This is a genomic window from Paenibacillus sp. FSL R7-0204, from assembly GCF_038002225.1.
Classification (GTDB): Bacteria; Bacillota; Bacilli; order Paenibacillales; family Paenibacillaceae; genus Paenibacillus_AQ.
Genome location: NZ_JBBOCA010000001.1, coordinates 1,253,994 through 1,279,193 on the forward strand (window position 1 = coordinate 1,253,994; position 25,200 = coordinate 1,279,193).

General features: G+C 52.2%; 26 protein-coding genes and 1 pseudogene. 19 read left to right on the forward strand and 8 right to left on the reverse strand.

Annotation, left to right across the window (positions count from 1 at the left end; genetic code table 11):
• Positions 1 to 46: 46 nt before the first annotated feature.
• On the reverse strand, positions 47 to 214 hold the full coding sequence (locus MKX42_RS05595; protein ID WP_036730311.1) for a DUF1328 domain-containing protein: 168 nt from the start codon (positions 212 to 214) through the stop codon (positions 47 to 49).
• A gap of 191 nt (positions 215 to 405) precedes the next feature.
• On the opposite strand from MKX42_RS05595, the gene MKX42_RS05600 reads away from it, so the two are divergent.
• From MKX42_RS05600 to MKX42_RS05645, 10 genes are all read left to right on the forward strand, one after another.
• Positions 406 to 912: a DUF948 domain-containing protein gene (locus tag MKX42_RS05600; protein ID WP_340751652.1), complete on the forward strand. Its 507-nt coding sequence runs from the start codon at positions 406 to 408 to the stop codon at positions 910 to 912.
• A 70-nt stretch (positions 913 to 982) separates the two neighbouring features.
• A complete protein-coding gene (locus tag MKX42_RS05605) occupies positions 983 to 1,519 on the forward strand; it encodes a hypothetical protein (RefSeq protein WP_340751653.1) in 537 nt (178 codons plus the stop codon).
• 91 nt (positions 1,520 to 1,610) lie between these two features.
• Positions 1,611 to 1,958: a general stress protein gene (locus tag MKX42_RS05610; protein ID WP_340757623.1), complete on the forward strand. Its 348-nt coding sequence runs from the start codon at positions 1,611 to 1,613 to the stop codon at positions 1,956 to 1,958.
• Between the two features lie 210 nt (positions 1,959 to 2,168).
• Positions 2,169 to 3,332 (forward strand): fused response regulator/phosphatase, encoded by a 1,164-nt coding sequence (locus MKX42_RS05615; protein WP_340751654.1) that lies wholly within the window; start codon positions 2,169 to 2,171, stop codon positions 3,330 to 3,332.
• Entirely contained in the window at positions 3,329 to 6,997 is a 3,669-nt protein-coding gene (locus MKX42_RS05620) for a response regulator (RefSeq protein WP_340751655.1), read from the forward strand. Before MKX42_RS05615 ends, MKX42_RS05620 begins: the two co-directional genes overlap by 4 nt.
• 81 nt (positions 6,998 to 7,078) lie before the next feature.
• On the forward strand, positions 7,079 to 7,948 hold the full coding sequence (locus MKX42_RS05625; protein ID WP_445669298.1) for a CheR family methyltransferase: 870 nt from the start codon (positions 7,079 to 7,081) through the stop codon (positions 7,946 to 7,948).
• Positions 7,949 to 7,965: 17 nt separating this feature from the next.
• Positions 7,966 to 9,636: a response regulator gene (locus tag MKX42_RS05630; protein ID WP_340751656.1), complete on the forward strand. Its 1,671-nt coding sequence runs from the start codon at positions 7,966 to 7,968 to the stop codon at positions 9,634 to 9,636.
• 96 nt (positions 9,637 to 9,732) lie between these two features.
• Positions 9,733 to 10,071, forward strand: a complete 339-nt coding sequence (locus tag MKX42_RS05635; protein WP_036694974.1) for an STAS domain-containing protein — start codon at positions 9,733 to 9,735, stop codon at positions 10,069 to 10,071.
• Between the two features lie 18 nt (positions 10,072 to 10,089).
• Positions 10,090 to 10,542 carry an anti-sigma B factor RsbW gene (rsbW, locus tag MKX42_RS05640; RefSeq protein WP_036730295.1) on the forward strand — a complete coding sequence of 151 codons (453 nt, stop codon included), beginning with the start codon at positions 10,090 to 10,092 and terminating at the stop codon, positions 10,540 to 10,542.
• Entirely contained in the window at positions 10,539 to 11,309 is a 771-nt protein-coding gene (locus tag MKX42_RS05645) for a sigma-70 family RNA polymerase sigma factor (protein ID WP_036730293.1), read from the forward strand. The genes rsbW and MKX42_RS05645 overlap by 4 nt, the downstream gene beginning before the upstream one ends.
• Positions 11,310 to 11,529: 220 nt before the next feature.
• Here the strand turns inward: MKX42_RS05645 and MKX42_RS05650 are convergent, their stop codons facing one another.
• On the reverse strand, positions 11,530 to 11,859 hold the full coding sequence (locus tag MKX42_RS05650; protein WP_036694977.1) for a DUF5665 domain-containing protein: 330 nt from the start codon (positions 11,857 to 11,859) through the stop codon (positions 11,530 to 11,532).
• A gap of 129 nt (positions 11,860 to 11,988) precedes the next feature.
• Positions 11,989 to 12,513: a YtxH domain-containing protein gene (locus MKX42_RS05655; RefSeq protein WP_339311608.1), complete on the reverse strand. Its 525-nt coding sequence runs from the start codon at positions 12,511 to 12,513 to the stop codon at positions 11,989 to 11,991.
• A gap of 324 nt (positions 12,514 to 12,837) precedes the next feature.
• Here MKX42_RS05655 and MKX42_RS05660 point away from each other — a divergent pair, with 324 nt between their 5' ends.
• Positions 12,838 to 13,557: a pirin family protein gene (locus MKX42_RS05660; protein ID WP_340751657.1), complete on the forward strand. Its 720-nt coding sequence runs from the start codon at positions 12,838 to 12,840 to the stop codon at positions 13,555 to 13,557.
• 117 nt (positions 13,558 to 13,674) lie between these two features.
• Here the strand turns inward: MKX42_RS05660 and MKX42_RS05665 are convergent, their stop codons facing one another.
• Positions 13,675 to 13,899 carry a DUF1128 domain-containing protein gene (locus MKX42_RS05665; RefSeq protein ID WP_340751658.1) on the reverse strand — a complete coding sequence of 75 codons (225 nt, stop codon included), beginning with the start codon at positions 13,897 to 13,899 and terminating at the stop codon, positions 13,675 to 13,677.
• Between the two features lie 164 nt (positions 13,900 to 14,063).
• Between MKX42_RS05665 and yyaC the strand changes: the two genes are divergently transcribed.
• Positions 14,064 to 14,591, forward strand: a complete 528-nt coding sequence (yyaC, locus tag MKX42_RS05670; RefSeq protein ID WP_340751659.1) for a spore protease YyaC — start codon at positions 14,064 to 14,066, stop codon at positions 14,589 to 14,591.
• Positions 14,592 to 14,659: 68 nt separating this feature from the next.
• Positions 14,660 to 15,445, forward strand: coding sequence for an alpha/beta fold hydrolase (locus tag MKX42_RS05675; RefSeq protein WP_340751660.1), 786 nt, complete (start codon positions 14,660 to 14,662; stop codon positions 15,443 to 15,445).
• Between the two features lie 85 nt (positions 15,446 to 15,530).
• On the opposite strand, the gene MKX42_RS05680 is transcribed toward MKX42_RS05675, so the two are convergent.
• Both MKX42_RS05680 and MKX42_RS05685 read right to left on the reverse strand, forming a co-directional pair.
• Positions 15,531 to 16,835, reverse strand: a complete 1,305-nt coding sequence (locus tag MKX42_RS05680) for an MFS transporter (protein WP_340751661.1) — start codon at positions 16,833 to 16,835, stop codon at positions 15,531 to 15,533.
• Positions 16,836 to 16,838: 3 nt separating this feature from the next.
• On the reverse strand, positions 16,839 to 17,396 hold the full coding sequence (locus tag MKX42_RS05685) for an ArsR/SmtB family transcription factor (RefSeq protein WP_076080465.1): 558 nt from the start codon (positions 17,394 to 17,396) through the stop codon (positions 16,839 to 16,841).
• A 308-nt stretch (positions 17,397 to 17,704) separates the two neighbouring features.
• Here MKX42_RS05685 and tnpA point away from each other — a divergent pair, with 308 nt between their 5' ends.
• The 6 genes from tnpA (at position 17,705) to MKX42_RS05715 (ending at position 23,980) form a co-directional block, all read left to right on the forward strand.
• On the forward strand, positions 17,705 to 18,106 hold the full coding sequence (gene tnpA, locus MKX42_RS05690) for an IS200/IS605 family transposase (RefSeq protein ID WP_339314980.1): 402 nt from the start codon (positions 17,705 to 17,707) through the stop codon (positions 18,104 to 18,106).
• 6 nt (positions 18,107 to 18,112) lie between these two features.
• Positions 18,113 to 19,186 carry an IS200/IS605 family element RNA-guided endonuclease TnpB gene (gene tnpB, locus MKX42_RS05695; RefSeq protein ID WP_339251287.1) on the forward strand — a complete coding sequence of 358 codons (1,074 nt, stop codon included), beginning with the start codon at positions 18,113 to 18,115 and terminating at the stop codon, positions 19,184 to 19,186.
• A 170-nt stretch (positions 19,187 to 19,356) separates the two neighbouring features.
• Entirely contained in the window at positions 19,357 to 20,019 is a 663-nt protein-coding gene (locus MKX42_RS05700; RefSeq protein ID WP_340751662.1) for a DUF6483 family protein, read from the forward strand.
• 57 nt (positions 20,020 to 20,076) lie between these two features.
• A complete protein-coding gene (locus tag MKX42_RS05705; protein ID WP_445669299.1) occupies positions 20,077 to 21,258 on the forward strand; it encodes a class I SAM-dependent methyltransferase in 1,182 nt (393 codons plus the stop codon).
• A 208-nt stretch (positions 21,259 to 21,466) separates the two neighbouring features.
• The gene (locus MKX42_RS05710; protein ID WP_340751663.1) at positions 21,467 to 23,326 is read left to right on the forward strand and encodes an O-antigen ligase family protein; all 1,860 of its coding nucleotides are present in this window, start codon (positions 21,467 to 21,469) and stop codon (positions 23,324 to 23,326) included.
• 246 nt (positions 23,327 to 23,572) lie between these two features.
• Positions 23,573 to 23,980 carry a hypothetical protein gene (locus MKX42_RS05715; protein ID WP_340751664.1) on the forward strand — a complete coding sequence of 136 codons (408 nt, stop codon included), beginning with the start codon at positions 23,573 to 23,575 and terminating at the stop codon, positions 23,978 to 23,980.
• Between the two features lie 129 nt (positions 23,981 to 24,109).
• Here the strand turns inward: MKX42_RS05715 and MKX42_RS05720 are convergent, their stop codons facing one another.
• On the reverse strand, positions 24,110 to 24,763 hold the full coding sequence (locus MKX42_RS05720) for an SdpI family protein (protein ID WP_340751665.1): 654 nt from the start codon (positions 24,761 to 24,763) through the stop codon (positions 24,110 to 24,112).
• Positions 24,764 to 24,873: 110 nt separating this feature from the next.
• Positions 24,874 to 25,134: pseudogene (locus MKX42_RS05725) on the reverse strand (autorepressor SdpR family transcription factor); the annotation flags it as partial.
• Between the last annotated feature and the right edge of the window lie 66 nt (positions 25,135 to 25,200).

The window sequence follows — 25,200 nt, forward strand, 5'->3', positions numbered from 1 at the left end:
TCCGGGCCTTGAGCACTGCCCGGCCGGCAGCTAAAGGTATGCTTGCCTACATAGATCGTCCCCTGCGCCCCATAAAGAGTGAGACTACGAAGAGGACCAGGAAGATGTAGAACAATACTTTGGCGATGCCGACAGCTGCCGCCACAATATTGAAGAATCCGAAGATACCGGCAATCAGGGCCACTACCAGCAGAATTATAGACCATCTTAACATGAGATGTCATCCTTTCTGTGCGCTTAATGTAATCATTGTTTAAACGGGGCTTATCCATTTGAAACAGGGAGGAAAGGGAAAGGATTCCAGGGGCTTGGCCTTTGTTTCGGCCGAATTCTGTAAGGGTAACTATGCAGTATCACACAAGGGTACACTGAATAATTTATACACTTTGGAAGGGGTTATCTACTATGATCATTGAACTTAGCGTAGCACTGGTTGCTATCGCCTTTGCAGTACTCGTATTCTTCTTAATCAAAACCTTGAAATCGGCGAAGGATTCGCTCGACAAGGTCAGCCAGACGCTGCAGGAGGTTCAGAAGACTATCGATGAGCTTACCTATGAAGTGAAAACAACAGTCCGGCATGCCAATGACATCACCGCCGATGTCCAGGGTAAAATTCAGAAGATTGACCCGATCGTAGATTCCGTGAAGAATCTGGGCGATGTTATGAATGAGCTGACACTGACCGTGAAGCAGGTATCTGTAACGGTAATCGAGAAATTCCGTAAATCACGTGAACTGAAGGATAAGGCTAAGTCGGTATCTATCGCAGAAGTCCCGTTAACACCAGCCGAAGAGAGAACTGTACAATCCTATGAGGCAGTGAGTTCAAGCAATTCCAAGGGCAAGATTGCTACAGCCCTCAAAGGCGTGGATGCAGCCGCCGCGATTTGGCAAAAATTCCGCCACTAATACCTTAATGAAATGATATACGGCGGGGCACAGGACGGGGCAATACCAGCACATGAAAGGCGGGAACTCTATGAAAATGGTTATTCTCTTGCTTAGTCTGCTTGCTCCCTTCATATCTGCACCGCCGCAAGGAGAGACAGTTACGCCCGTTCCCGGTACCGCCGTACAGCTGCCGGCAATGTTCGCCTTCGAGCATAGCGCAGTTGCCGATTCCTACATAAGCAGCTTCGATTCGTTGTCCGGTATTGGCTTATATATGACGGAAGAGGAGCTGCTGAAGGCCAAGGGAACGCCTCAGCAGATTGCTGAAGATCCATGGGCGGGTTGCCTTGAATATCAATATGCCGATCTCTCGGCGGGAGTATGCGGCGGTGTGGTCCTCTATGTACATGTTTCGCCTGCCCAGGCAGAGCAATACAGTCTGAGCCTTAACGGGCAGGTGATCCATCCGCAGACTATGAGAGTGCAGGATATGCTGGGGACGCCTGATTTTGAAGCCGAGGATGGGGATGTTTATATTAGAGGAGAGGCCGCGCTCAAGATCTACCGCAATATGAAGAGCGGCGAATGGGACGGCTTGGATTTGTTCGATGCTTATTCCTTCTGAAGCTGATTCAAGTCCGGTGATTTTGGTTAATGAATGGTCAGTCATCTATCCGGTGGCTAAGCCCTTATTCATTATGAAGGAGAGTGATTTCATGGATTCAACCGGTACACAGGCTTATGCCAAGCTGTTGGAGAACGGCGTTCAGGCGATAGAAGAAGTGAATCGGCTCCGTAGCAGCGGCTACACCCGAGAGGATCTTTATGTGATTAGTCACGATGAAGACCGCGAAGGGCGTATCGTGGACGCCGCAGATACCAATGAAGTGGGGCTTAGTGAAGAAGGGCTGTTTGGTGCCATTGCCAACCTCTTCCGTTCGCGCGGCGACGCTTTACGCTTCAAGATGACTTCACTGGGCTTTAGCGCAGCGGAGGCGGCATTTTACGAGAAAGAGCTTGATGCAGGCAAAGTTCTGGTCATTGCCAAAAGAAACCCACAATAATCGCGGGTCAGCTTCGTTGACCTCAATAGTACAATAGCGTAACCTCCAGTCCCACTAAATGTAGTGGAGCTGGAGGTTACTTTGTTGAAGCCGGAACCTGTTTTATGCCAATATCTAGCTGAATGGTAACAGGCCGTGTAAATATCGTATGATAGAATGATAGAGTTGCGGGTTTATGGTCTTAATATTATTCGCGTGAGGTGAGGAAGCTTGAGAATATTAATCGTAGACGACAATCCTACCAATGTAATTATTATCCGTGAGATCCTCAAGAAGGAAGATTACCGGAATTTCATAACGGCTTCGTCCGCCAAAGATATGCTGAAGCTGCTGGGCGTCGGTGTGGGGGAAGAGCCCCGGCCGTCCGATGTGGATCTGATTCTGCTGGATATGATGATGCCGGAAATGGACGGAATTGAAGCCTGCCGGGTGGTTCAGCAATATGAGCATCTGAAGGATATTCCTATTATTATGGTTACGGCTGTAGGTGACTCCAAGAAGCTCGCCGAGGCGCTGGATGCCGGAGCGGTGGATTATGTGACGAAGCCGATCAACAAGGTGGAGCTGATGGCCCGTATCCGCTTGGCGCTGCGGCTGAAGCGCGAGAAGGACTGGCATAAGGAACGGGACCAGCGGATACAGGATGAATTGAAGCTGGCTGCCCTGGTGCAGAATGCTGTACTCAGCCTGCCGCTTGCCGAAGAGTCTCTGGAGGTACATGCGATTTACCAGCCCTCCTTTGAGCTGGCCGGAGATCTGTATGCCTGGTATCCCTTGGGAGACGGGCGTTATGCGGTCATCCTGCTCGATATGATGGGCCACGGTATCTCGTCTTCCTTGTTTACCATGTTCCTTGCCTCGGTATTGAAGGATACCGTAACGACTTATGTGGAACCGGAGAAGGTAATTCAGGAGCTTAACAGACGTTTTAATCAGCTATATATTGAGAAGCAGCTGGTCCAGTATTATTTCACGGCGATTTATCTTGTCATTGACACCCGTCAGAAGCGGATTAATTATGTGAATGCCGGGCATCCGCCGGCGCTGTTCTTTGAAGGAGATGCCAAGACGCCTGTACTGCTGGAGAGCAATTGTCACCCTGTAGGTCTGTTTGACCGGATCGATATTCAGCAGCAGAGCCTCAGCTACGAGGACGAGGGTCATCTGGTGCTGTTCACGGACGGCCTTATGGAGATGGTAGAGGGTGAACAGGAGGAGCAGCTGAAATTCATGGTCGGGCATCTAAACGCCACTCATGACTGGCAGGAAGACCTGGTACGCGCCGCATTCCTGAGCGAGCCGGTCAATTCGGACCGGGATGACGATAAATGCCTGGTCTGGATCTCACTGAAGAAAGGAACCGATAAGGAATGAAGATAAAGGCTAAACTGCTGATCGGATTCAGTGCCATGCTGGCGATTATGCTGGCACTTACCCTGATCGGGTATGACAGGCTTCATTATATGAGCAGTCAGCTGGACAGCTACCAGGAGAGATACAGCAAGGGCCGGGCTTCTTCGGGACTTCGCGGGGAAGTGAACGATATGGCACGGATACTGACCACTTCCATGCTTAATGCCGATACTGTAACCCTGGAAGCACAGAAGGCTGAGATTGACAGCAAGGTCCTCAAGTCTGCAGAGCATCTGGAGAACATTAAGGCCTCGCTGAAGACGGCAGAGGAACTGCAAATGTTATCAAGGATCGAGAACTCCTATTCTGCTTATCTGAAATATCAGGATAAGGTTCTGGAGATGCTGAGAGCCGGATACTTTCAGAATGCCAACACGTACCGCAACGCAGAAGGGCAGGACGTTCAGAACGAGGTGCTGAACAGTCTGAATGCGTTGTCTGATTACAATGCCTTCCGCATGACCGAGGAGACTGCCAAGGCCCAGGAGGCTTCTAGCAGATCGATTCAGATGGTCACCCTGATCATGGTCTTGGGGCTGCTGCTCGGGCTGGGTGTCATTCTGTGGGTGATACCGAGTATCACGCGCGGCCTAAGCGTCGTCTCCATGATGATTACCAGCTTCGGCAACGGCAAGATGCGGGCGATCCGCAGGATCAAGGTGAGGTCGAAGGATGAGATTGGCGATGTAGCACGGGTATTCCAGCGGATGGCCGAGGATATTGAGCAGAAGCAGCAGCTCGAGAGATCCTATGCCCAGGCACAGAGCGATCAGGCCTGGCTGAATGCCAATATTGCCCGGATTACGGAGCTGCTGCGCGGTGTCAGCTCACTGGATCAGGTATCCCAGACCTTCATCAGTGAGTTCACGCCGGTGCTGGGAGCGCAGTATGGTGCCGTCTACCTGAAGAGCCAGGACAATCCGAACCTGCTGGTCAGCAGCGCCTTCTATGCCGGTGAGGAGGGGGTTACGCCTAAGGAGAGCTTCGAGATTGGTCAGGGGCTAATCGGGCAGAGCGCCTTGGATAAGCTGCCGATCAAGCTGACAGAGGCGCCTGACAACTATATCTCGGTTTCTTCAGGATTCGGGGAAGCGCATCCGAGTTATATTTCCATCCACCCGCTTTTATTCCAGGATGAAGTGCTGGGTGTAGTGGAATTCGCATCCTTCACACCGTTCTCAGTGCTGCAGAATGAACTGCTTCATCAGCTCTCCAGTAATCTGGGGATTATTCTGAACAACATCAGCCGCAGGCTTGTGGTTGAGGAATTGCTGCGCGAATCGCAGGCACTGACCGAAGAACTGCAATGCCAGTCGGAAGAGCTCCAGACCCAGCAGGAGGAATTGCGCCGCTCCAACGAGAATCTGGAGGAGCAGACAGATGCCCTGAAGCGCTCAGAGGAGCTGCTGCAGCGCCAGCAGGAAGAGCTGGAGCATTACAATACAGAGCTGGTCTCCAAGACCCGTGCACTGCAGGATCAGGTGCAGGAGGTTGAAGAGAAGAAGGATGAAATCGAGCATGCCCGCATGCAGCTGGAGAAGCAGGCCATGCAGCTTGCGGTAACCAGCAAATACAAATCCGAGTTCCTGGCCAATATGTCGCATGAGCTGCGCACCCCGCTGAACAGCCTGCTCATTCTCTCCCAGCTCCTTACAGAGAATAAGGAAGGCAATCTGAGCGAGAAGCAGGTGGAATTCGCTCATACCATCTATATGTCAGGTGCGGATCTGCTTAAGATGATTGATGAAATTCTCGATCTGTCTAAGGTCGATGCCGGCAAAATGGAGCTGAATCATGAAGAGATTCCGCTGATCGAGCTGAAGACCTTCGTGAAGCAGAACTTTGCACCACTGGCTGCGCAGAAGGGACTGTCGCTGCGCCTGTCCTTTGACGAGCCGCTGCCGGACAGTGTATATAGCGACAGTCACAGACTGAAGCAGATCCTGCGTAACCTGTTGTCCAATGCCTTCAAATTCACCAGTGAGGGGTATGTAGAGTTCTCTGTCAGCCATGCGGACGTCAAGCGGCTGCCTGCCTATCTGCCGCATGATTATGATTATATTGCCATAGCCGTCAAGGATAGCGGCATCGGCATCCCGTCAGATAAGATGGATATCGTCTTCGAGGCATTCCAGCAGGTTGACGGTACAACGAGCCGCAAATATGGCGGTACAGGGCTTGGTCTGTCAATCAGCCGCGAATTAGCCCGCCTGATGGGCGGGGCGATTGGGCTGGAATCCCGTGAAGGGCAAGGAAGCATATTCACGCTGTATCTGCCGGTTCAGGGGAACTTCAGCCTGTTGCCGGGAGCATTACAAGCCGCACCTGCCGGGGAGCCTTTGCAGCTTGAGGAGTTCCGGGAGCAACAGCCATGGGATAAATCAGGGGATATCGCACCTACACCTGCTATGCCTGTAGTTGTGGAAGATGACCGCGATTCTCTGGCCAGCGGCGACAAGGTACTGCTGATTGTTGAGGATGACGAGAGCTTTGCCAAGATATTGCTGAGCATGGCCCGCGGCCGCGGCTTCAAGGGTCTGGTGGCCCTGCAGGGCGATATCGGCCTGCAGATGGCCAAGAACCTGCTGCCGGATGCAATCATCCTCGACATCCAGCTGCCCGTCATGGACGGCTGGTCGATTCTGAGAGAGCTTAAGGGCGACTCCCAGACGCGCCATATTCCGGTGCATGTGATCTCTGTGAATGATGAAATGAAGCAGGGGCTCATGATGGGAGCGATGGCTTATCTCAGAAAGCCGTCCTCGCGTGAAGCGCTGGACCGGGCCTTCTCGCAGATTGAGAACTACACCGCCAGCACGATGAAGCATCTTTTGATCGTCGAGGACGATGATATCCAGCGCCGCTCCATCGAGGAGCTGATCGGACATGACGATGTAGTCATTACAGCGGTGTCTACAGGCCAGGAGGCTCTGAATGAGCTGCACAAGCAGAGATACGACTGTATGGTCCTTGATCTGATGCTGGATGATATGACCGGCTTCGAGCTGCTGGATCAGATCCGCGACGATGAGGAGCTGAACGATCTGCCGATTATTATTTATACCGGCAAGGATCTGGACAGCAAGGAAGAGACCAAGCTGCGCAAATATGCGGAATCGATTATCATCAAGGATGTCCGCTCGCCGGAACGGCTTTTGGATGAGACAACGCTGTTCATGCATCGGGTAGAAGCAAATCTGCCGGAGGATAAGCGTAAAATCCTGCAAAAGCTGCACAATAAAGAAGAGCTGTTCGACGGCAAAAAAATTCTGCTCGTCGATGATGATATCCGCAACGTCTTTGCCCTCTCCAGTGTGCTCGAAGGTTATCACATGGAAGTGAAATTTGCCGAGAACGGCCGCGAGGCCATCGACATGCTTGTCGAACAGAGTGATTATGACCTGGTGCTGATGGATATGATGATGCCCGAGATGGACGGATATGAAGCTATGCGCCGCATCCGGCAGATGCCGCAGTACCAGAAATTGCCGATTATCGCCCTTACAGCCAAGGCTATGAAGGAGGACCGAGCCAAATGTATTGAAGCCGGAGCCTCCGATTATATGAAGAAACCGATCAGTACAGATCAGCTTCTTTCGTTAATGCGCGTCTGGTTGTATTCGTAAGGATGATTTCGGGGTAATACCTATACAGCAGGTTCAAACCAAGTACGGAAATAAGGCGCAGGCAAGGGAGTATTGATGACAATGGCAGCGATGGAGCACGGATATGAGGGGCAGGGGAATCCGCCGGGGAGCAAGCAGGAGCTTGAACAGATTGAAATTGAGCTGCTTCTGAACGGAGTACACCGATTGTATGGATATGATTTCAGGAATTATGCCCTGCCTTCCTTGAAGCGGCGCATTTGGCATCATGTCCATGCTGAGAGCTTACCTACCATTTCTGCCCTGCAGGAAAAGGTGCTGCATGACCGTGCATGCTTCGAGCGGTTCGTGTACAGTCTCTCGATCCCTGTGACAGAGATGTTCCGTGATCCCGGACTCTTCCTGACCTTCCGTCAGAAGGTTATTCCGCTCCTGCGGACCTATCCTTACATCCGGATCTGGCATGCCGGCTGCTCGACAGGCGAAGAGGTCTACTCGATGGCAATTATGCTGCATGAGGAAGGATTATATGACAAGGCTAGAATTTATGCCACGGACATGAACGCCCGTTCTTTGCAGCAGGCCAAAGAAGGCGTGTACGAGATCGGCAAGATGAAACAATACACCAAGAACTACCTTGAGGCCGGAGGCACGGGGGTCTTCTCGGAATACTATACAGCGAAATATAACTCAGTGATTCTGCAGCCGTATTTACGCAAGAACATCATTTTTGCAGAGCATAATCTGGCAACGGATACTTCCTTCAACGAATTCAATGTGATCCTGTGCCGGAACGTAATGATCTACTTTAACGACGAGCTCCGCGATCATGTGCATGGCTTGTTCCATGAGAGCCTCAGCCGGTTCGGAGTGCTGGTCCTCGGTTCCAAGGAGTCCATTCATTTCACACGATACAGTGACAGCTACGAGCCGCTGGACCGGGTAGAGAAAATATACCGCAAAAATAAATAGCGGGTAAGGAGGGACCTATGGGGGTTCAGGAACCGATTCATATACTGCTGGTTGACGACCGTCCCGAGAATTTGCTGGCACTCGAAGCCGTCCTTGAGAGTCAGCATTACAAGCTTGTCAAAGCCAATTCTGGAGAAGAAGCACTGCGGTGCTTATTGAAATATGAATTCGCCGTGATTGTTCTGGACGTTCAGATGCCAGGTATGGATGGGATCGAAACCGCCAAATTAATCAAAGCCAGGGAGAAAACCAAGGATATTCCGATCATCTTCATCTCTGCGAACAGCCGGGAATCGGAGCACCTATTCGCAGGGTATTCTGCCGGCGCTATTGATTATATGGTCAAACCGTTTATTCCGCAGATTCTGAAGTCGAAGATTGAAGGCTTTGTGAATATGTATCTGACCAGCAAAAAGCAGCAGATTCAAGCGATGCAGCTGCAGCAAAAGACGCTGGAGCTTGAGCGCATGAACGGTGAATTGATCAAAGCCAAGGAAGACGCGGAGATCGCGGCTAAGGCCAAGACCGAGTTTCTGGCGATGATGAGCCATGAGATCCGCACGCCGATGAATGGCGTAGTGGGCATGATTGATCTTTTGATGGAGACCCAGCTTGCACCGGAACAGAAGGAATATACAGAGATTATCCGTAAAAGTGCGGACACACTGATTACCGTGATTAACGATATTCTTGACTTCACCAAGATGGAATCGGGCAAAATGGAAATGGAAGAGCAATTATTTGAGCTGCATACCACTATCCAGGAGGTTTTTAGCCTGTTCTCAGCCGAGGCCGGCAAAAAAAATCTGGAGCTGGCCTATTTCATCGATCAGAAGCTGCCGCGGCTGATCTATGGAGATATGGCCCGGCTCCGCCAGGTTCTCATCAATCTCGTATCCAATGCGGTGAAATTTACCAACCAGGGCGGCGTTTATTTAGTTGCTTCCAGTGTGCCGGCAGAGGATAATAAACTGGTAATCGAATTTACAGTTAAAGATACCGGCATCGGGATTTCACCGGAGAAATGTGACCGGCTGTTCCAGCCATTCTCCCAGCTTGATTCCTCCATGACGCGTAAATACGGAGGCACGGGCCTCGGCCTCGCTATCTGCAAGTCCCTCGTGGGCATGATGGGCGGAGATATCCGTGTAGAGTCGATGGAAGAGAAGGGGGCTACCTTTGTATTCAGCATCCAGGTTGCCGTGCCGGAGGAAGAGCTGGAAGGCGGCTGCCGGGAAGAGGAAAGCTTAGCGGAAGAGGTCGATGAGGCAAGCCGGAGCAAAGTGCTTGTGGTGGATGACCATCCGATTAATCAGCGGCTTATGGTTAGCATGCTGGATAAGCTCGGGTATCTTGCTGATGTTGCCGAGGACGGGAATGAGGCTGTAGAGCTGGCCCGGAAATCCGTTTATGATTTTATCTTCATGGACCTGCAGATGCCGGTAATGGATGGGCTTGAAGCAACCTCCCTGATTCGTGAGGAGAGCGGCGGTTCGCCTGACAAGACGGTGATCATTGCGATGACTGCGAATGTGATGGAGGGGATTCAGGACCGCTGTACCGCTGCCGGAATGGACGGCTACATCAGCAAGCCGCTCAAGCTAAGCAGCATCAAACAAATGATCTCCAGATATTCAGGCAGGGATAATCCCGCCACCCAGCGGAACACCTCAATTTTCAACGCATGATCCATGAATTTCCAGCGTCGTATTGCTGTTTTTTTGTTTCAAGCCTGTGCTATTAGGGTTATTGGTAAAGAAAACATTTAATCAGGAGAGTTGTCTATGAATACACATAAAAGCGAAAAGTTTCACGCAAAGACCGAAACCGTTGGTTCGGTATGTACTGTTTATCTGGTAGGTGAACTCGACCTGTCTGTGGCGCCCGATTTTCGTTTGGTAATGGAACCGCTAGTGGGAGATACAGGACTTGATCTCGTGATCAATCTGAAGGATCTGAAGTATATTGACAGCACCGGTATCGGAATCCTGTTGTCGATCCTCAAAGCAAGACATGGAATGGACGTCAAGTTTACCGTTGCTGAAGTTCCTCCGCAAATACAGAAGCTGTTTGACATGACCGGCATTTCCAAGTTTTTTGCCTCCCAAGAGAATTCCCACTAGGAAAGGATCGAACTAAGAATGAGTGATGACATACAAAGAGTAGTTCTTCAGTTACCCGCCAGTGCAGAATATGTCGATATTGTCAGACTTAATTTATACGGCATTGCCTCCAAAATGGGTTTCACTTATGAAGACATTGAAGATATGAAGGTAGCTGTCTCGGAAGCGTGTAATAACTCCGTGCTCTATGCCTATGGGCAGGCGGACGGTATGGTTGATGTAATCTTTGAGGTAGGATCAAGTGTCTTATCCATTACTGTCAAAGATGAGGGGGAGAGCTTTGATGGTTTGGATGCGTCCGGGGAACGTCTGACGCTTCATGACAAGGAGCTGAATGATGTTCAAGTGGGCGGACTGGGATTCTATCTAATGCAGGCGCTGATGGATGACGTTAGCGTTGTTAGCGAATCAGGGAAAGGGACAGTCGTTACCCTGACTAAACGGCTCAATTTCAGCGAGGAGAAAGTATGAATGACAAAGTGACTCCCCCAGAGTCCATGAATGAAGCAGTAAGCCTGATCTGGGAATACCAGCAGACGAAAGACAATGAAATCGCAACAGTGCTCATCCGCAAATATGAACCTATGGTGAAGATGGCAGCCGGCAAAATTGCCCGTAACCGTCCGGATCTCTATGAGGATCTGTATCAGGTAGGGCAAATGGCGCTGATCCGGCTGCTGGCGCAATACGACATCAGCTTGGGGATTCCCTTCGAGCCGTATGCGATGAAGAGCATGATTGGACATATGAAAAACTACCTGCGTGATAAATCCTGGTACATACAGGTTCCACGGCGGATTAAGGAAAAAGGCGCGCTTGTTCAGCAGGCCATTGATGAGTTGACCATTCGGCTCGAACGTTCTCCGGCGGTTGAAGAGATTGCCCATTATCTGGATCTTACTGTTGAGGAAACGGTGGAGGTACTGGCCGGCAGAGAGTGTTATCATTATGTCTCCCTGGATTCCCCGCTCTCCCAGGAAGAGAGCGGGGCCACACTCGGTGAATTGATCAGCTCCGATGCGAATGACTACGAGACGGTGGAGAAGCGTATGGATCTCCAGCAGGCGCTCGGGCAGCTGAAGGAGCAGGAGCAGCAGGTGCTGCTGCTGGCCTTCCAGGATGGCCAATCCCAGCGGGCCATTGCCCAGAAGCTGGGTGTCTCGCAGATGAGTGTCTCCCGTATCCAGAAGCGGGCCACCGAGAAGCTGAAGCAGATCATGGCTAATTCATCCTATTAAGAATCAAGGTCATTATATTTATCAGGGCAGGTTCCATCCCGTAAGGGATAGAGCCTGCCCTTTTTTGGGTAGATAAGAATTTATATGTTTTGGGGTCCCCGCAAAGTACCTGAGTCATCACCTACGCTAGAGCCCCACTTTGTGGGGGTAAAGAGCAACATCCCTCCTGCAGTCTATTCACGGTAGAGTAGGCTGCAGGAGGGATGCGCGGGAAATGTGTTTAGTTAGCATCAATATACTTTTTGATTTCTCCAAGATATTCCCCGATAACCGGTACATTGAGAAACAAACTGAGAATATAGCCGAGAATACCGAGAATGACAAAGGTACCGAGTGAGAGGCCCAGGCCTCTGGAGATCCCGGCCATCAGATTGGTGATAATCCGCTTCTTGGGGTCTGTATAGTTCTCCAGGATATCCTTGAACTCGGATTTCTCCAGTGAGTCGGCGATCTTGTCGAGCCTCGCATTCAAGCGTTTGACCTCATGCCGCAGCTCGAAGGGATGCTCATCTACGTCATAAGCTTTGGTTCTGTTGTCCGCTTCTCCCATAAGGCGTACCTGCTTTCTGTAGCCTGAATCAGGCTTTATTGAAATATAAGACATGCATAAATAGGGAGCGGCCAGCTACGGAAGATGTGGCCGCTCCCTTCAATGTATAATCAGCCTGAACATCCGGGATTAATAAGAGGATTTAACTTCGTCCTTGGCATCCTTCGCTGCGCCTGCGATTTCCTTGGAAGCGTCCTTCGCCTTGTCGGCAACCTCTTTGGAGGTATCCTTGGCTTCAACCGCTATGTCCTGGGAGGCGTCCTTAACGCTGCCCGTGATGTCCTTGGAGGCATCGCTTACCGTTTCACCAATCTTTTTGCCGGTTTCCGCCAGAGTAGCTGCAATTTGTTGCTTGCTGTCACTGACGGTGGTGAAGATATCGGAGGCCTTGGCCGATACGGTGCCTGCCAGGTCTGTAGCTTTTTCACCTACGGTCGTAGCAATCGTCTTGGTCTTGTCAGTTACGGCTCCCGCAACCTCTTTTGTCTTATCCGTAGCTACTGTGAGCTTATCGGACAGGTCACTGCGCATCTCGCGTCCAGGCTTTGGTGCGAATAGCAATGCTGCCGCCGCTCCTAAGAGTCCGCCGATGAAGATCCCTTTTAAGAATGTGCCGCCGCTTTCTACCGGATATTCCTTCTCTGCTTTATTCATTATCAATCACTCCTTGTCAGAATTGTTATTCAAATTCAGGTGAGCCTGAATGTTCTTACTTCGTATATACACTTTGGGCTATGTGCTGAAACAGCGGAATAGCTTGGCAAAGATTGCCGGAGGATAAGGGAGCATCCCAGCCCAAAAGGTGTTTTTTTTATAACTAAATGGATGAATATGCGGCTTTACAAGTTTGATTGATCACGAAGGGAAGGGGGTAAGAAATAGATAATTATAGCGCCTATATACATCTCATATTAAGGAGCATTCATTCCCCGTCTAGGATATTGATAAAATAACAACATCTTATGGAGGTGCAGCATTATGATTAAAGTAGTCACAGCAGCCGAGCGTCATACTTCGAATAGAGAATGGATACACAGTGAATTCAGCTTCTCCTTTGCCGATTACGATGATCCCAGCAACGCCCACTTTGGTGCCCTGCTGGCGCATAACGACAATGAATTGAAGCCAGAGCAGGGCATGCATGAGCACCCGCATCATGATCTGGAGATTATCACTTATGTGGTATCCGGTGTGCTGAAGCATCAGGATGATCTGGGAAATCATGCAGATCTGCAGGCAGGCAGTGTACAGCTGATGAGCGCAGGAACAGGCATTAATCATTCAGAGACGAATCCGTCGGACCATGTGGATGTCCGGTTCCTGCAGATTTGGCTTTTACCCGACCGGCCCGGCAAGACCCCGAAATGGGATGCCCGGTTCTTTCCGGCCGAGCTTAAGCTCAACCACCTGCTGCCTGTTGCTTCAGGGGAAGGGACTCAGGGCTCGCTGCAGCTGGACAATGATGTTAACATTTACCTGTCCGTGCTGCAGACAAACCGGGAGCTGCGCTATCCCCAGCAGGAGGAGCGGCGCACTCATCTCTACGTCATTTCCGGCAATCTGGAGATCGCGTGCGCAGATGGTGTATTCCAGCTCCAAGAGGGGGATGCGGCGCGCATCCGCAAGAGCTGCGAGCTTACGCTCAAAGGCATAAGCAGCTCAGGGGATGCAGAATTCATTCTGATTGATCTCCCGTAGCCGCCGGAGCATGACAGTAAGATTATTATTGCAGCACACAAAAGCCCTTCAGCTTCAACGTCCCGTCTTACGGACAATGAAGCTGAAGGGCTTTCCCTTGTATACCAACTGCTGGTGCTATTTCTTGCGCAGGCGGCCAAGCTCTGAGACGAGCGCCTCCACCTGGGAGATACTGAGCCGGTCACTGCCCATCGCAACCTCGTATATATCCTGGATATCCTCATACTGCTCCACTGAGAAGGCTGACGCCTGCATCGCAGCGGCACTGGCCATTTTCAGCTTGTTTTTGATGCCTTCAATCATATATTCAACGTTCTCCTGGCTTGGGTTTGACAAATCCATTGAGTATAACCATCCTCCCTGAGTAATATAGAATTTGAACTGGTATAGTTCAAATATCTTATCATGTTTGGGCAGGGGATGACCATTTTTTTGTCCAGATCACGCAAACATGTTAAATTAAAGGTAAATATAACAGGCTGCTGAGTGAGAGGGGGAGAGAGTCTTTGGCCATCAGAGAAGAAGAGAGCAGAAAACGGCGTAAAATGAATGCCGGAGAGCTGGCAGCTTTCTTCCGCGGGATCGCAGACCTGTATTCCGCTGAGCAGCTGACCTTCCTCTGTATCGGAACAGACCGCTCCACCGGAGATGCACTGGGGCCGTTGACGGGAAGCCGCCTGCTGGAGTACGGATTCCCCAATGTAACGGGTACGCTTCCGGCGCCCTGTGATGCGGATAATCTGGTTCAGCGGATAACAGAGATTCCGGAAGGGCAGATTATTATCGCTGTCGATGCCTGCCTGGGACCGCCGGCCGCACTGGGCTGTTATTTTGCGGCAGCGCAGCCGCTGCGTCCGGCAGAATCGGTAGGAGGACTCCTGCCTGCTGTAGGGAATTACAGTCTGGCGGCGATCGTTGATGTGAATAGTCCCCGTCCTTACCGGACCATACAGACTACCCCGCTCTACCGGGTAATGGTTATGGCAGATCAGATTGCCAAGGCAGCCGCCCAGGGATTCGGTCTTACGGATTGAGAGCGTTTCAAATCAGCCTGTTCTAGCTTATTAATATAGACCACTACATAGGAAGAGGGTAAGCAGCCATGGAAAATGTTCGATGCGAGGGAAGCAACATCTGCTACAGTGATCAAGGCAAAGGGGATGTAATCGTACTGTTGCATGGATTCTGCGGGAGTGCCGAGTACTGGGAAAAGGTGATTCCAAGCCTTACAGCCCATTACCGGGTCATTGCCCCGGATCTGCGCGGGCACGGGGCTTCGGATGCTCCGCTTGGAGCCTATACCATCGAGCAGATGGCTGATGATGTGCTGTCGCTGCTGAATGCCTTGGAGATTCCGGAATGTTATCTGCTGGGACATTCGCTCGGAGGCTATATTACCCTGTCGTTTGCCCAGCGCCATGCCTCCCGGTTGAAGGGCTTCGGGCTGATTCATTCCTCCGGTTATCCGGACAGTGAAGAAGCCAAGGAGAACCGGCTGAAGAGCGTCACCATGATCCAGAGCGAAGGCATTTTTGCTTTTGTGGATCAGCTGGTGCCTGGACTCTTTGCCCCTGGAGCGGACCCCCGGCTGCTGGAACGTGCCAAGGAGATTGGCTATAAGACTCCGCCGCAAGGCGCGGTTGGCGCATCCTTGGCGATGCGGGAGCGCCCGGACCGCCGCGATGTGATCTCGGCAACGGCGCTGCCGGTGCTGCTGGTTGCGGGAGCAGAGGATTCGAAGGTGACACCGGAGCGTACCTTCACCTCAGACAACCGGAACATCACCAAGGTGACGTTGCCGGGTGTAGGCCACATGGGCATGTTCGAAGCACCGGAGCAACTGGCGAAGATTATTAAGGATTTCGTTCAGGCCCCTGTGCAGAAGTAAATTATATCAGGCAATAGGGACAGAAGGCAGCACTTCCGCTCTCCGGCGGGTGCTGCCTTCTGTTTGCTGTGCAAATTTATATATTTTATTGAAACTTACGGATAGCCGGAACGCACAGCACCAGGGCAACACAGGAGAGGCCCAGGCCGGAAAAAATAATAATGGTCGGCACTCCTCCGATCCGGTCGGCCAGCCAGCCGACTAAGATATATCCGACCGGCAGCAGGGCGAAGGACCCGAACATATCCAGACTGGCTACCCGTCCGAAGGCTTCCTTCGGAACAAGCTCCTGCAGGCTGATCTCCCAGATCAGCCCGAAGATCATTAGTCCGAAGCCTTCTACGGCAAATAAGGTGACAGCTGCTGCCGGAGTGCCTGCGAACGGGAGCAGCAGCAGAGCAGCCCCACTGATCATGGCGCCGCCGTAAGCCAGGATGCCGCGGTGATACCATTTCGCCCGCAGGCCGTACAGCAGGCCGGCCGCTATGGCCCCGACACCGGAGAACGTAACGGCCAGGCCATAGAGATAAGGAGGCCAGCCGTGATGGACCTTGAACAGCCAGGGAAGAAGGACGCTGATTACGCCCGTATAACATATATTGACGAAGCAGAAGGCGAGAATTGTAATCCAGAGCCAGGGCTGGCTGCGCAGAACATGTATTCCTTCGGCGAAATCCTGCCTCCAGTGCGGAGCGGGAGAGGTCCCGGCAGCAGGCTTAGCCGGGATGTCAGTCTCAGTGGCAGCAGACTGCAGCCGGGTCATCATCATCCTGCGCAGATAGACCAGGCAGATGAGGGAGATAAGATAGGTGAAGGCATCAATTCCGAAGCCGAAGCCCGCGGACAGGTGGGTAATCAGCAGTCCCCCTAACGCGGGACCGATCAGCCGCACGGACTGGGTTGTGATCTGAGTTAAAGAATTCGCTGCTACGCGGATATCCGGAGTGAATACGGTAGCGCGGACGGCAGCGTAGGCGGGCTGGAATAAGCCGTCCAGCAGGCCGTAGCAGGCAACAAGTCCATAGAGCAACGGAATGCTCAGCACTCCGGTCAAGGACAGCACAGCAGTCGTAATCATAACGATGAACCGGGCAATATCGGCCAGCATCATAATCCGTACACGGTCGTAGCGGTCGACAATATGTCCGGATACCGGCAGCATGATTACATTAGGCAGCATGTAGGCGGCCATGACCATCCCCATAATGGTGGTGGAGCCGGTCAGGGAATAGACCAGGACAGGCAGGATAACCATGGTTACCGAGCTGCCCAAAAAAGAAACTAAATGTCCCAGCCACAGGTAAGGAAAGGCGCGGGATTGCCGGAAAGGGGCGGCGAAGCCCTCAAGCGGATGATGCTTCGGTTGTCCGGAAGGGCCAGCGGTGCTCATCTATTAATGTGCCTCCTCTTCCGGCTGCGCAGCAGCATCGGCAGACTGCAGACGGCCCAGCATCACTTCCACACCGTATTCGTCCCCTTCCGTTACCTTGGACTCCCAGGCGGTAATCAGCTCCAGCAGCTCCTGGTGGAATTCCGCAAGCTCCTGAGGAGAGAGAGTAAGTCTGGTATTGAAATGCCGGGTCTGGTCTTCTTCGCGGAAGTGAAGGCTGCGAAGCGCCTCCGAGTGGAACATCGTACCTTTGGAACGGTAAAATTTCTGGATGATTCCTCCTGCGGCTTCTGTACGGACAAGCTCCAGCAGACCGCCCTCATAGAGCTTGACGATATGGTAATGAATATTACCCGGAGTCTTGTTCAGCTTCTCCGCAACCTGCTTGGATGTAAGCGGCTCTGCCGACAGCGTGTGCATAATCTTAATCCGTAAGGCGCTCTCCAGCAGCTTATCCTGTTCCGGCGTAACGTTCAAAATCCGGTTGCTTGACTGCAGATCCGGTTGACCTGAAACGGCTGCTGTGATGGAGTCTTGCGTGTTGCCGGTTGGCTTGGTCATCAATAAACCTCCTATGTAGGGTCCGTATTAACATGTATACAGTCTGTATCCAATTCGGATCTGCTAAATAGTTCAATCTGCAATACAGATTGGGTAACTGAATTATAGTTCATCATTATAGTGTGGTCAAGACTTAACTCCGCACAGTGGCGCCGGAGAGACGAGTGGTTTAACCCTCAGTTGACAGAATTCTCCCATCTTCTTTAAGTGGGGGATGAATGGAAACGGTCTAATCTACATGGATTCTAACCGCCTAAGATGCTATAATTAAAGTATTCAGTCGTATCTTGGAAAGGTCAGTGAAGTTAATGAAATTAGATTCAAATAACCATTCAGTGTTCTCCCTTCACTTTCACCTTATTCTAGTCATCAAGTATCGTAGGAAAGTCATTACAGATCCCATATCCGAACGTCTGAAAGAGATATTTGCATCCATTCAGCCTACTTACAATGTGACTTTGCAGGAATGGAATCATGACAGGGATCACGTTCATATCCTAATGAAAGCTCATCCTAATACCGACATTTCTAAATTTCTCAACGCTTATAAAAGTGCATCATCTAGGTTGATCAAGAAGGAGTTTCCTACCCTCCGAACATCACTTTGGAAAGAGGCCTTTTGGTCACGCTCCTATTGCTTGCTTACCACGGGTGAAGCGCCAATAGACGTCATTCAAAAATACATCGAAACCCAAGGGGTGAAAGGGTGATCGCCATTGCTGAAAGCCTACAAATACCGTATCTATCCAAGCCATGGGCAACAACACTACTTCGCTAAAGTGTTCGGATGCGTTCGCTTCATCTACAACAGAATGCTTGCAGATAAAATTGAACATTACAAGCAAACGGAAACGATGCTGAGGAATACACCCGCACAATACAAAAAGGAATTCGACTGGCTGAAAGAAGTCGATAGCCTTGCCTTAGCGAATGCACAACTGAATTTAGACAAGGCTTATCAGAATTTTTTTCGGGACCAGAAAACGGGATTTCCTAAATTCAAGAGCAAGAAGACGAGTAATCATCGCTTCACAACGAATAACCAAAATGGAACCGTGGCTATAGAGGATGGATATCTTAAGATTCCAAAGCTAAAAACGGGTATTAAAATCAAGCTGCACCGCCCATTCGTGGGACTGATCAAATCATGCACGATTTCAAAAACACCAACGGGAAAGTATTATGCTTCCGTATTGGTTGAAACGGATATCGTCCAGTTGCCCAAAATGCATACGAAGATTGGCGTTGATCTTGGGCTGAAAGACTTTGCTGTGACTTCAAATGGCGAAATCATATCCAATCCTAAATACTTGCGTACGTCTGAAAAGCGATTAGCGAAGCTGCAAAAGGATGTATCGCGGAAGAAGAAGGGAAGCCATAACCGTCATAAGGCTAGGCTGAAAGCTGCCAAGTTACATGAAAAAATAGCGAATCAGCGTAAAGACTTCTTGCATAAAACGTCTGCCAAAATGATAAACGAAAACCAAGTTATCGTGATGGAAGACTTACGTGTAAAGAATATGATGCAGAATCACAAACTTGCAAAAGCGATTAGCGAGGTATCTTGGCGTATGTTCCGTTCGATGCTTGAATATAAGGCTCAATGGTATGGCAGAGAGCTTATTATTGCCCCTAAGCACTATGCAAGCAGTCAGCTTTGCTCCTGTTGCGGTTATAAGAACGCAGAGGTGAAGAACCTCGCCTTGCGGGAGTGGACTTGTCCAGAATGTAACGTGCATCATGATCGCGATGTAAACGCTGCTCAAAACCTACTCAAACTAGCCATGTGATATGGCAATGATTGGGCTAGGGACTAGCCTTTGAGCTTGGGTAAACTTGGAGCAGTAGCTTCATTGACCAAGAAGCCGCCACCTCTTAGGTGGATGGTAGTTCACGATGAGTCCAACAGCAAGCAGAGGATACAGAAGAGAAGCAACTGCGTAACGAAAGGAGCACGGGTATGTTCCGGAGGGATTATATTGTACGGATGATTGAGGATATGACAGCTATGGTCGCCAAAGTAATGACCCTGAAGCAGGATAAAAAAACAACGGAAGCCCTGTGGGAAGTGGATGAGCTGCTGATGCGGAATTTTCGCCTGAATTCGCGTCTGCTTAATTCGTTGTCCGTAGAGGATATTATTGATATGTTTCGTCTTGGAGGGGTGCTTGAGGCTGACAAGCTGCAAGGGGTAGCCCGGCTGCTGAAGGAGGAAGGCGGGATTTACGCGGCCAAAGGAGACCGGGATGCAGCCCTGTTCAGGGCGATGCGTTCCCTGCATTTATTCATCTATGCCGGTCTTCATGGTGCGGACCGTGAGCTGCTGAACATGACGGAAGAGGTCAATGAGCTGCTGGAGGAAGTGGAGCCGTACCGCCTTCCCGCCAAGACCGAACGCCTCTTGATGGCTTACCACGAATCCCGGGGACATTACGCTAAGGCGGAGAACAGTCTCTACCGGCTCTGGGAGCAGGGGGAGAATGTAGCGGAGGAAGGCCGGGAGCTGTACGGACGGCTGCTGCTTTTAAAGCCGGAGCAGTTAGCCCAGGGCAGTCTTCCGCTAGAGGAAGTGCAGCAGGGCATGGAAGAATGGAGCAAGCTTAAGGTTAATGCTATAATGTAACGATATTCGGGAGACAACGTGCTCTATTTTATAAACCGGAAAGTGAGATGTACCCATTTGGAAGCTTTGAAGGAATTGATCGAGCAAGTGATGAGCGGCCGCACTCTGATTACGGCTACACTAAGCCAGCTGCGCAGCAAGGGCGATGCCCCCTACAATAAAGTGCAGGTCAAGCCTGTTGAGTTAAAAGGGAAGCTGCATTATCAGTTTGCCTATTATATCGGCCCTAAGGTGGAGCACCGCAACATTCCCGCAGAGGATGCCGCTGAAGAGATGCTCTCTTTGCTGAGGGACACCTTCCGCCAAGGTCTGCTGTGTACTGCCAGTGCCGACTATCAGGTGCTGATCAGCAAGAAATACAAGGTATCGATTCTGACCAAATCAGCCAGCAAGCAGGAAGTGCCGGATCTGGCCCATAACCGCCGGAAGCAGTATGTACTGGATGAGGGCGAGCCGGTGCCGTTCCTGGTCGAGCTTGGCATTATGAACAGCGAGGGCAAGGTGCTGGCCAAGAAATATGATAAGTTCCGCCAGATCAACCGGTTCCTGGAGATGGTTCAGGATGTGCTGGGCGATCTGCCGGCAGGCCGGCCGCTGACGATTGTGGATTTTGGCTGCGGCAAGTCTTATTTGACCTTCGCCTTGTACCATTATCTCGCCGTCCGCGAGCAGCGGGAGCTGAATATTGTCGGCCTTGACCTTAAGGCGGATGTCATTGCGCACTGCGATGCGCTGGCTGCTAAGCTGGGCTATGACCGGCTGAAGTTCCTGGTGGGCGATATCGCCGACTATAATGAGCTGGATCAGGTGGATATGGTAGTCACGCTGCATGCTTGTGATACCGCCACCGATGCTGCACTGGAGAAGGCCGTGCGCTGGGGCGCATCGGTAATCCTCTCGGTGCCCTGCTGCCAGCATGAGCTGTTCGCACAGGTAGAGAGTGAGGTGCTGAATCCGCTGCTGTCACACGGCATCCTGAAGGAGCGGTTCTCGGCGCTCGCCACCGATGCAATCCGGGCGAAGCTGCTGGACCTGATGGGCTACCGCAGCCAGCTGCTGGAATTCATCGATATGGAGCACACCCCGAAGAACATCCTGATCCGCGCCGTCCGCAGCGACAGCGGTGACCAGGCCGCCAAATGGCGCGAATACACCGCATTCCGCGATTTCCTCGGTGCCAAGCCTTACCTGGAACGCGTCTGCTCCGACCTGCTGCCCGCCGGCAGTACAGAAGTTTAATTCATGTGTTGAATAGTTTAGGGTATGACAGACCGGCCGCTTCCTGATGGGGGCGGCTGTTTTTTGTGGTTTCTGCGTTTGGTGGAATCAGGTGCACAAGTGCTCTTCATTTGTGCATTTGAGCTAACTCGGGTGGATTAGCCGCCTCTTCTGTTTTCCGGTAAATATGGGCAGACTGTTAAGCATCATGAGCAATAGGAGATTTAGGATGCGGGTGAACAGGTATGGACGGCAAAGTGATTGGTTGGTTACTTTGGTTTGCGGGTTGGCGTTATTAGCAGCGGGGACGGCGGCCTGTGTGCTGAGAGGGTTCTTTTTCACCGGAGAGATGTATTTGTTCCTGACGGTGTGGTTTGGCTTGTGCGGAGTCTTGCTGGGATTGGTAGTTATCTATATGGCGACTGGTAGAGGGGCGCAAGTAGAGGAGCAGCCTGAACGTAGAAAGCATATTCGGGAGTTGGCTGGCAGTATAGGTGGAGGGAGGGGGCTGGCTGTCTGGGGGTTACTCAGCGCTTGTGTGCTACTCTGTCTCTTATATGCTATCCAGGCATTAGGCAGACCCGTATCCGCTCAAGGAACTGTGAATGAAATGCTGCGCTCAGGCTTCTACACTAGCTTTATTGCTCTCGCTTTGCTGGCGGCGCGAACCCGCCGGGGAGTAACTCTTCTTGCAGCAGTGTGGCATCTGCTTGGAATCACTATTAGTTTGTCGGCCCTTTTGGCGGTCTGCGGAGGTCTGCCAATTCCTTATGCGGTGGCGTATACCCAATCGCCGGGAGTCAGTGCCACTGGTGCTAGGCTGGCCGGGCTGCTTCAGTATCCGAATGCCTTTGGTGCGGTGATGGCCGTGTATTTACTGGAACGGCTGTTTGCAGCCGCTTATAGCTTCGGGTCTGGAGATTCTGGGAAAGCAGCGGATGGGGAGAAGAACGGTGCGTTTGGAGGCGTGGCTGTAGGCGGAGTAGATAAGGGAGGTGCAGGCAGCAGTGCGGTGCGTGCGAGTGTCAGTGGAGCGGGTGAGGTAGGGGCAGGAGGTGTGGGTGTGGACAATAATGCTGAGCGTATGGGCGTCAGGGGAGCGGGTGAGATAGATGCAGAAGATACGGGTGCGGGCAAAAGTTCGGAGCGAACGGGGGGCAGCAGAGCGGGGGAAGAAGGTACAGGAGATGCCGGCATCAATTGGAAGCGGACCGGAACCAGGTCCGCTTTGCACTGGCTAAGAGCGGCGCGCCTGCTGCCGCTCTTCCCGTACGCCGCCGCGCTGCTGCTCAGCGAGTCGCGCGGCGCATGGCTGGCTGCGGCTGCCGCCGGTGCCGCAGCCCTTCTCCTGAAGCGGCAACTGTTCGTGCCGCTACTAATCACCGGCGCCGCCCCCGTTGCCGCGGCGGCGCTGCTCTACCGCCAGCTGGCCCGCTCCGGGCTGGCGGCAGAGCCCTTGCCCGGCCTGCTGCTGCTGGCCGGGCTCTGGGCCGGCGCGTGGCTGGCCGGCCTATGGCTGCACCGCCGCAGCTGCCATGCGGCGGGCGGGGACCGCGCCGCCCTGCTGGCGCTGGCGGCGGCGGGCTGGACGGCGGCGGCCAGCGCCGTCCTGCTGCTGGTACGCGCGCGGATCACCGGGCCGTCACCGACGGCCGCCGCGCGCGGGCTGTTCTACCGCGACGCCTGGAAGCTCGCGGCAGAAGCGCCCTGGCTGGGGCGCGGGGGCGAGACCTGGCGGCATATGTATCTTGCCGCCCAGTCCCGCCCCTACGTGGGCAGCCAGGTGCACAGCGGTTACCTCGACATCCTGCTGAACCTCGGGATGGCGGGTCTGGCTGCGGTTCTCCTGCTGCTCCTGGCCGCAGGAGGGCTGGTATTCAAGGCGTCACCAAGGCTGCTTCCGCCCTTGCTCGTGATCATGCTGCATAGCGCAGCCGATTTCGACTTGAGCTATGGACTGGTCTGGTTGCTGCTGCTCCTGTTGCCCGCCTGGGCATTTGCCGAAGCAAATAGCCTGACTATTAGGAAGGTTGACTCTCCAGCTCTGCATGACTCCCGTTGGCAGCGCAGCAAGCTGACTGACCAGTGAAGGAAGCGGCCGCGCCGATTATGGGTTTATGCAGGCATAACTGTTGTCTGCGGGCTGACCCTCCTGTGCAGCGTTTTTTCCTTCCAGGCCATGAAAGGGGCTGCCCTATTCAAGCAGGCGGTCAGAGAGAAAGATCCTGCCGTACGAATTACACTGCTGCAGCAATCACTGAGATGGAATCCGAGAGAGCCGCAGACTGCGGTTGCTTTATCGCGACTGCTTTCACAGAAGCAGGGGGTTGATCTGTTGTTGCGAAGCCTGTCATTCTCTCCGGGGGATGTTGCTCTGCATGGGGAGCTTGCGGCAAGTTATCTGCGGGGCGGTAATCCTGGAGAAGCGCTGTACTGGGTCCGCCGCAGTCAACAGACGGATCACTTTAATGCTGCGGGGCGGCTTACTGCCTTAAGAGGAATGCTTGAGATGGGGCAACGCAGCTTGGCAGAGGGAGACAGACGTATAGCGGCGGACAGCGCGGCGGCGGGACTAGAGTTACTGCGGCAGTACAGCCTGCTGACCACCAAGGAGCAGGACAGAGGACCGCAGCATAATGACCGTAACTTCACCCTACTTCCGCAGAGCGAAGGGATCTACTTTCAGTTAATCCATTTACAGTCCCAGGCGGTGCTTAGCTCCAACGACACCAACGACAGATAAGACGCACCTCAGAGTGGAATTCGGGGCTTGGTAGCCGCTGGGGTGAACATATCAGCATAATAACCGCAACTTTACCCTAATACGGTCCATCACTGGAATCTCTCTTATTAGCCTGCCTCCCGACTAATCTCAGGCTTTAACACGCCTCGAGATCAGCCATGAGTACACAATAGGGAGAATAATCATGATTACCAGAGCGGTGATGATCATGCTGATCGACAGCGTAACGGGCATGAAGGCCGCAAGCACAATTAGCAGACCGCCGCTCACCCACATCCTTCCGGAGAAGCGGTGGGTTCTCCGCCATACGGCAGGGTCATGCAGCGTCCAAGGCGTGCGGACTCCCGTGAAATAATTATCCCTGATCTGCGGCAGGAAATTTCCGATTACAGCCAGCAGCAGCCCTATGCTTACAGTAGCCCATTTTCCGGCAGGAAATTGCACATCCAGCCCATAACTGACCGACAGGACAAGGGCGGCATCACAGATGACGGCAACGGTGAGACGGACCATTTTGTAAGCGCCCGGGAACTTATTGTAATTCTCTCCCTTGGGGTCAACATTGCGAATGAACTGCGTAGCGAGCGGAAAAATCAAGCCCATAAAAGAGAACAAGGCAATAACCGAACCCTTGCTCCAGTAAGTATTGACCTTGCCGGTTATACTGAATTGGGCGGGCAGCTGATCCGGCAGCCTGCCGTAATTCACCAGCGCATAGCCCAGTGAGAGAAACCCAAGAATGACAACCAGCGTATCCTGCCATTTCCATGTGAAATTCTTCATCAAGATTCATCCTCCGTATGTTTAATAGTGCCCGGACCACTTTTCCCCTTGGCCCGCAAGCCCTTTGGGTTAGCATCCGCCTGAACCTCCGGTTTGCTGTCCGTACTGCCCTTGCCTTTACCCGTCAATTCGAGGAACCAGCCAAGCACCTCTTCAAGTACCGTGGAGTCCAGAGAATAGACGATGAATTGCCCGTTACGTTCGTCCTGCACCAGCCCCGCGTGCTTCAGCGCATTGAGGTGGTGAGAGATGCTGGGCTTCGTCATATTGAAAAAATCGGCGATTTCCCCGGCCGTCCGGTCCTTTTCACGCAGCAGCCGGAGAATTTGTCTCCGGGTCGGGTCGGCGAGCGCTTTGAACGATTCATTCAACTCTATATCCTCCTTTCGATATTTAAATAATTATCTAAATATATAATATGACTCGATTCCAATCTT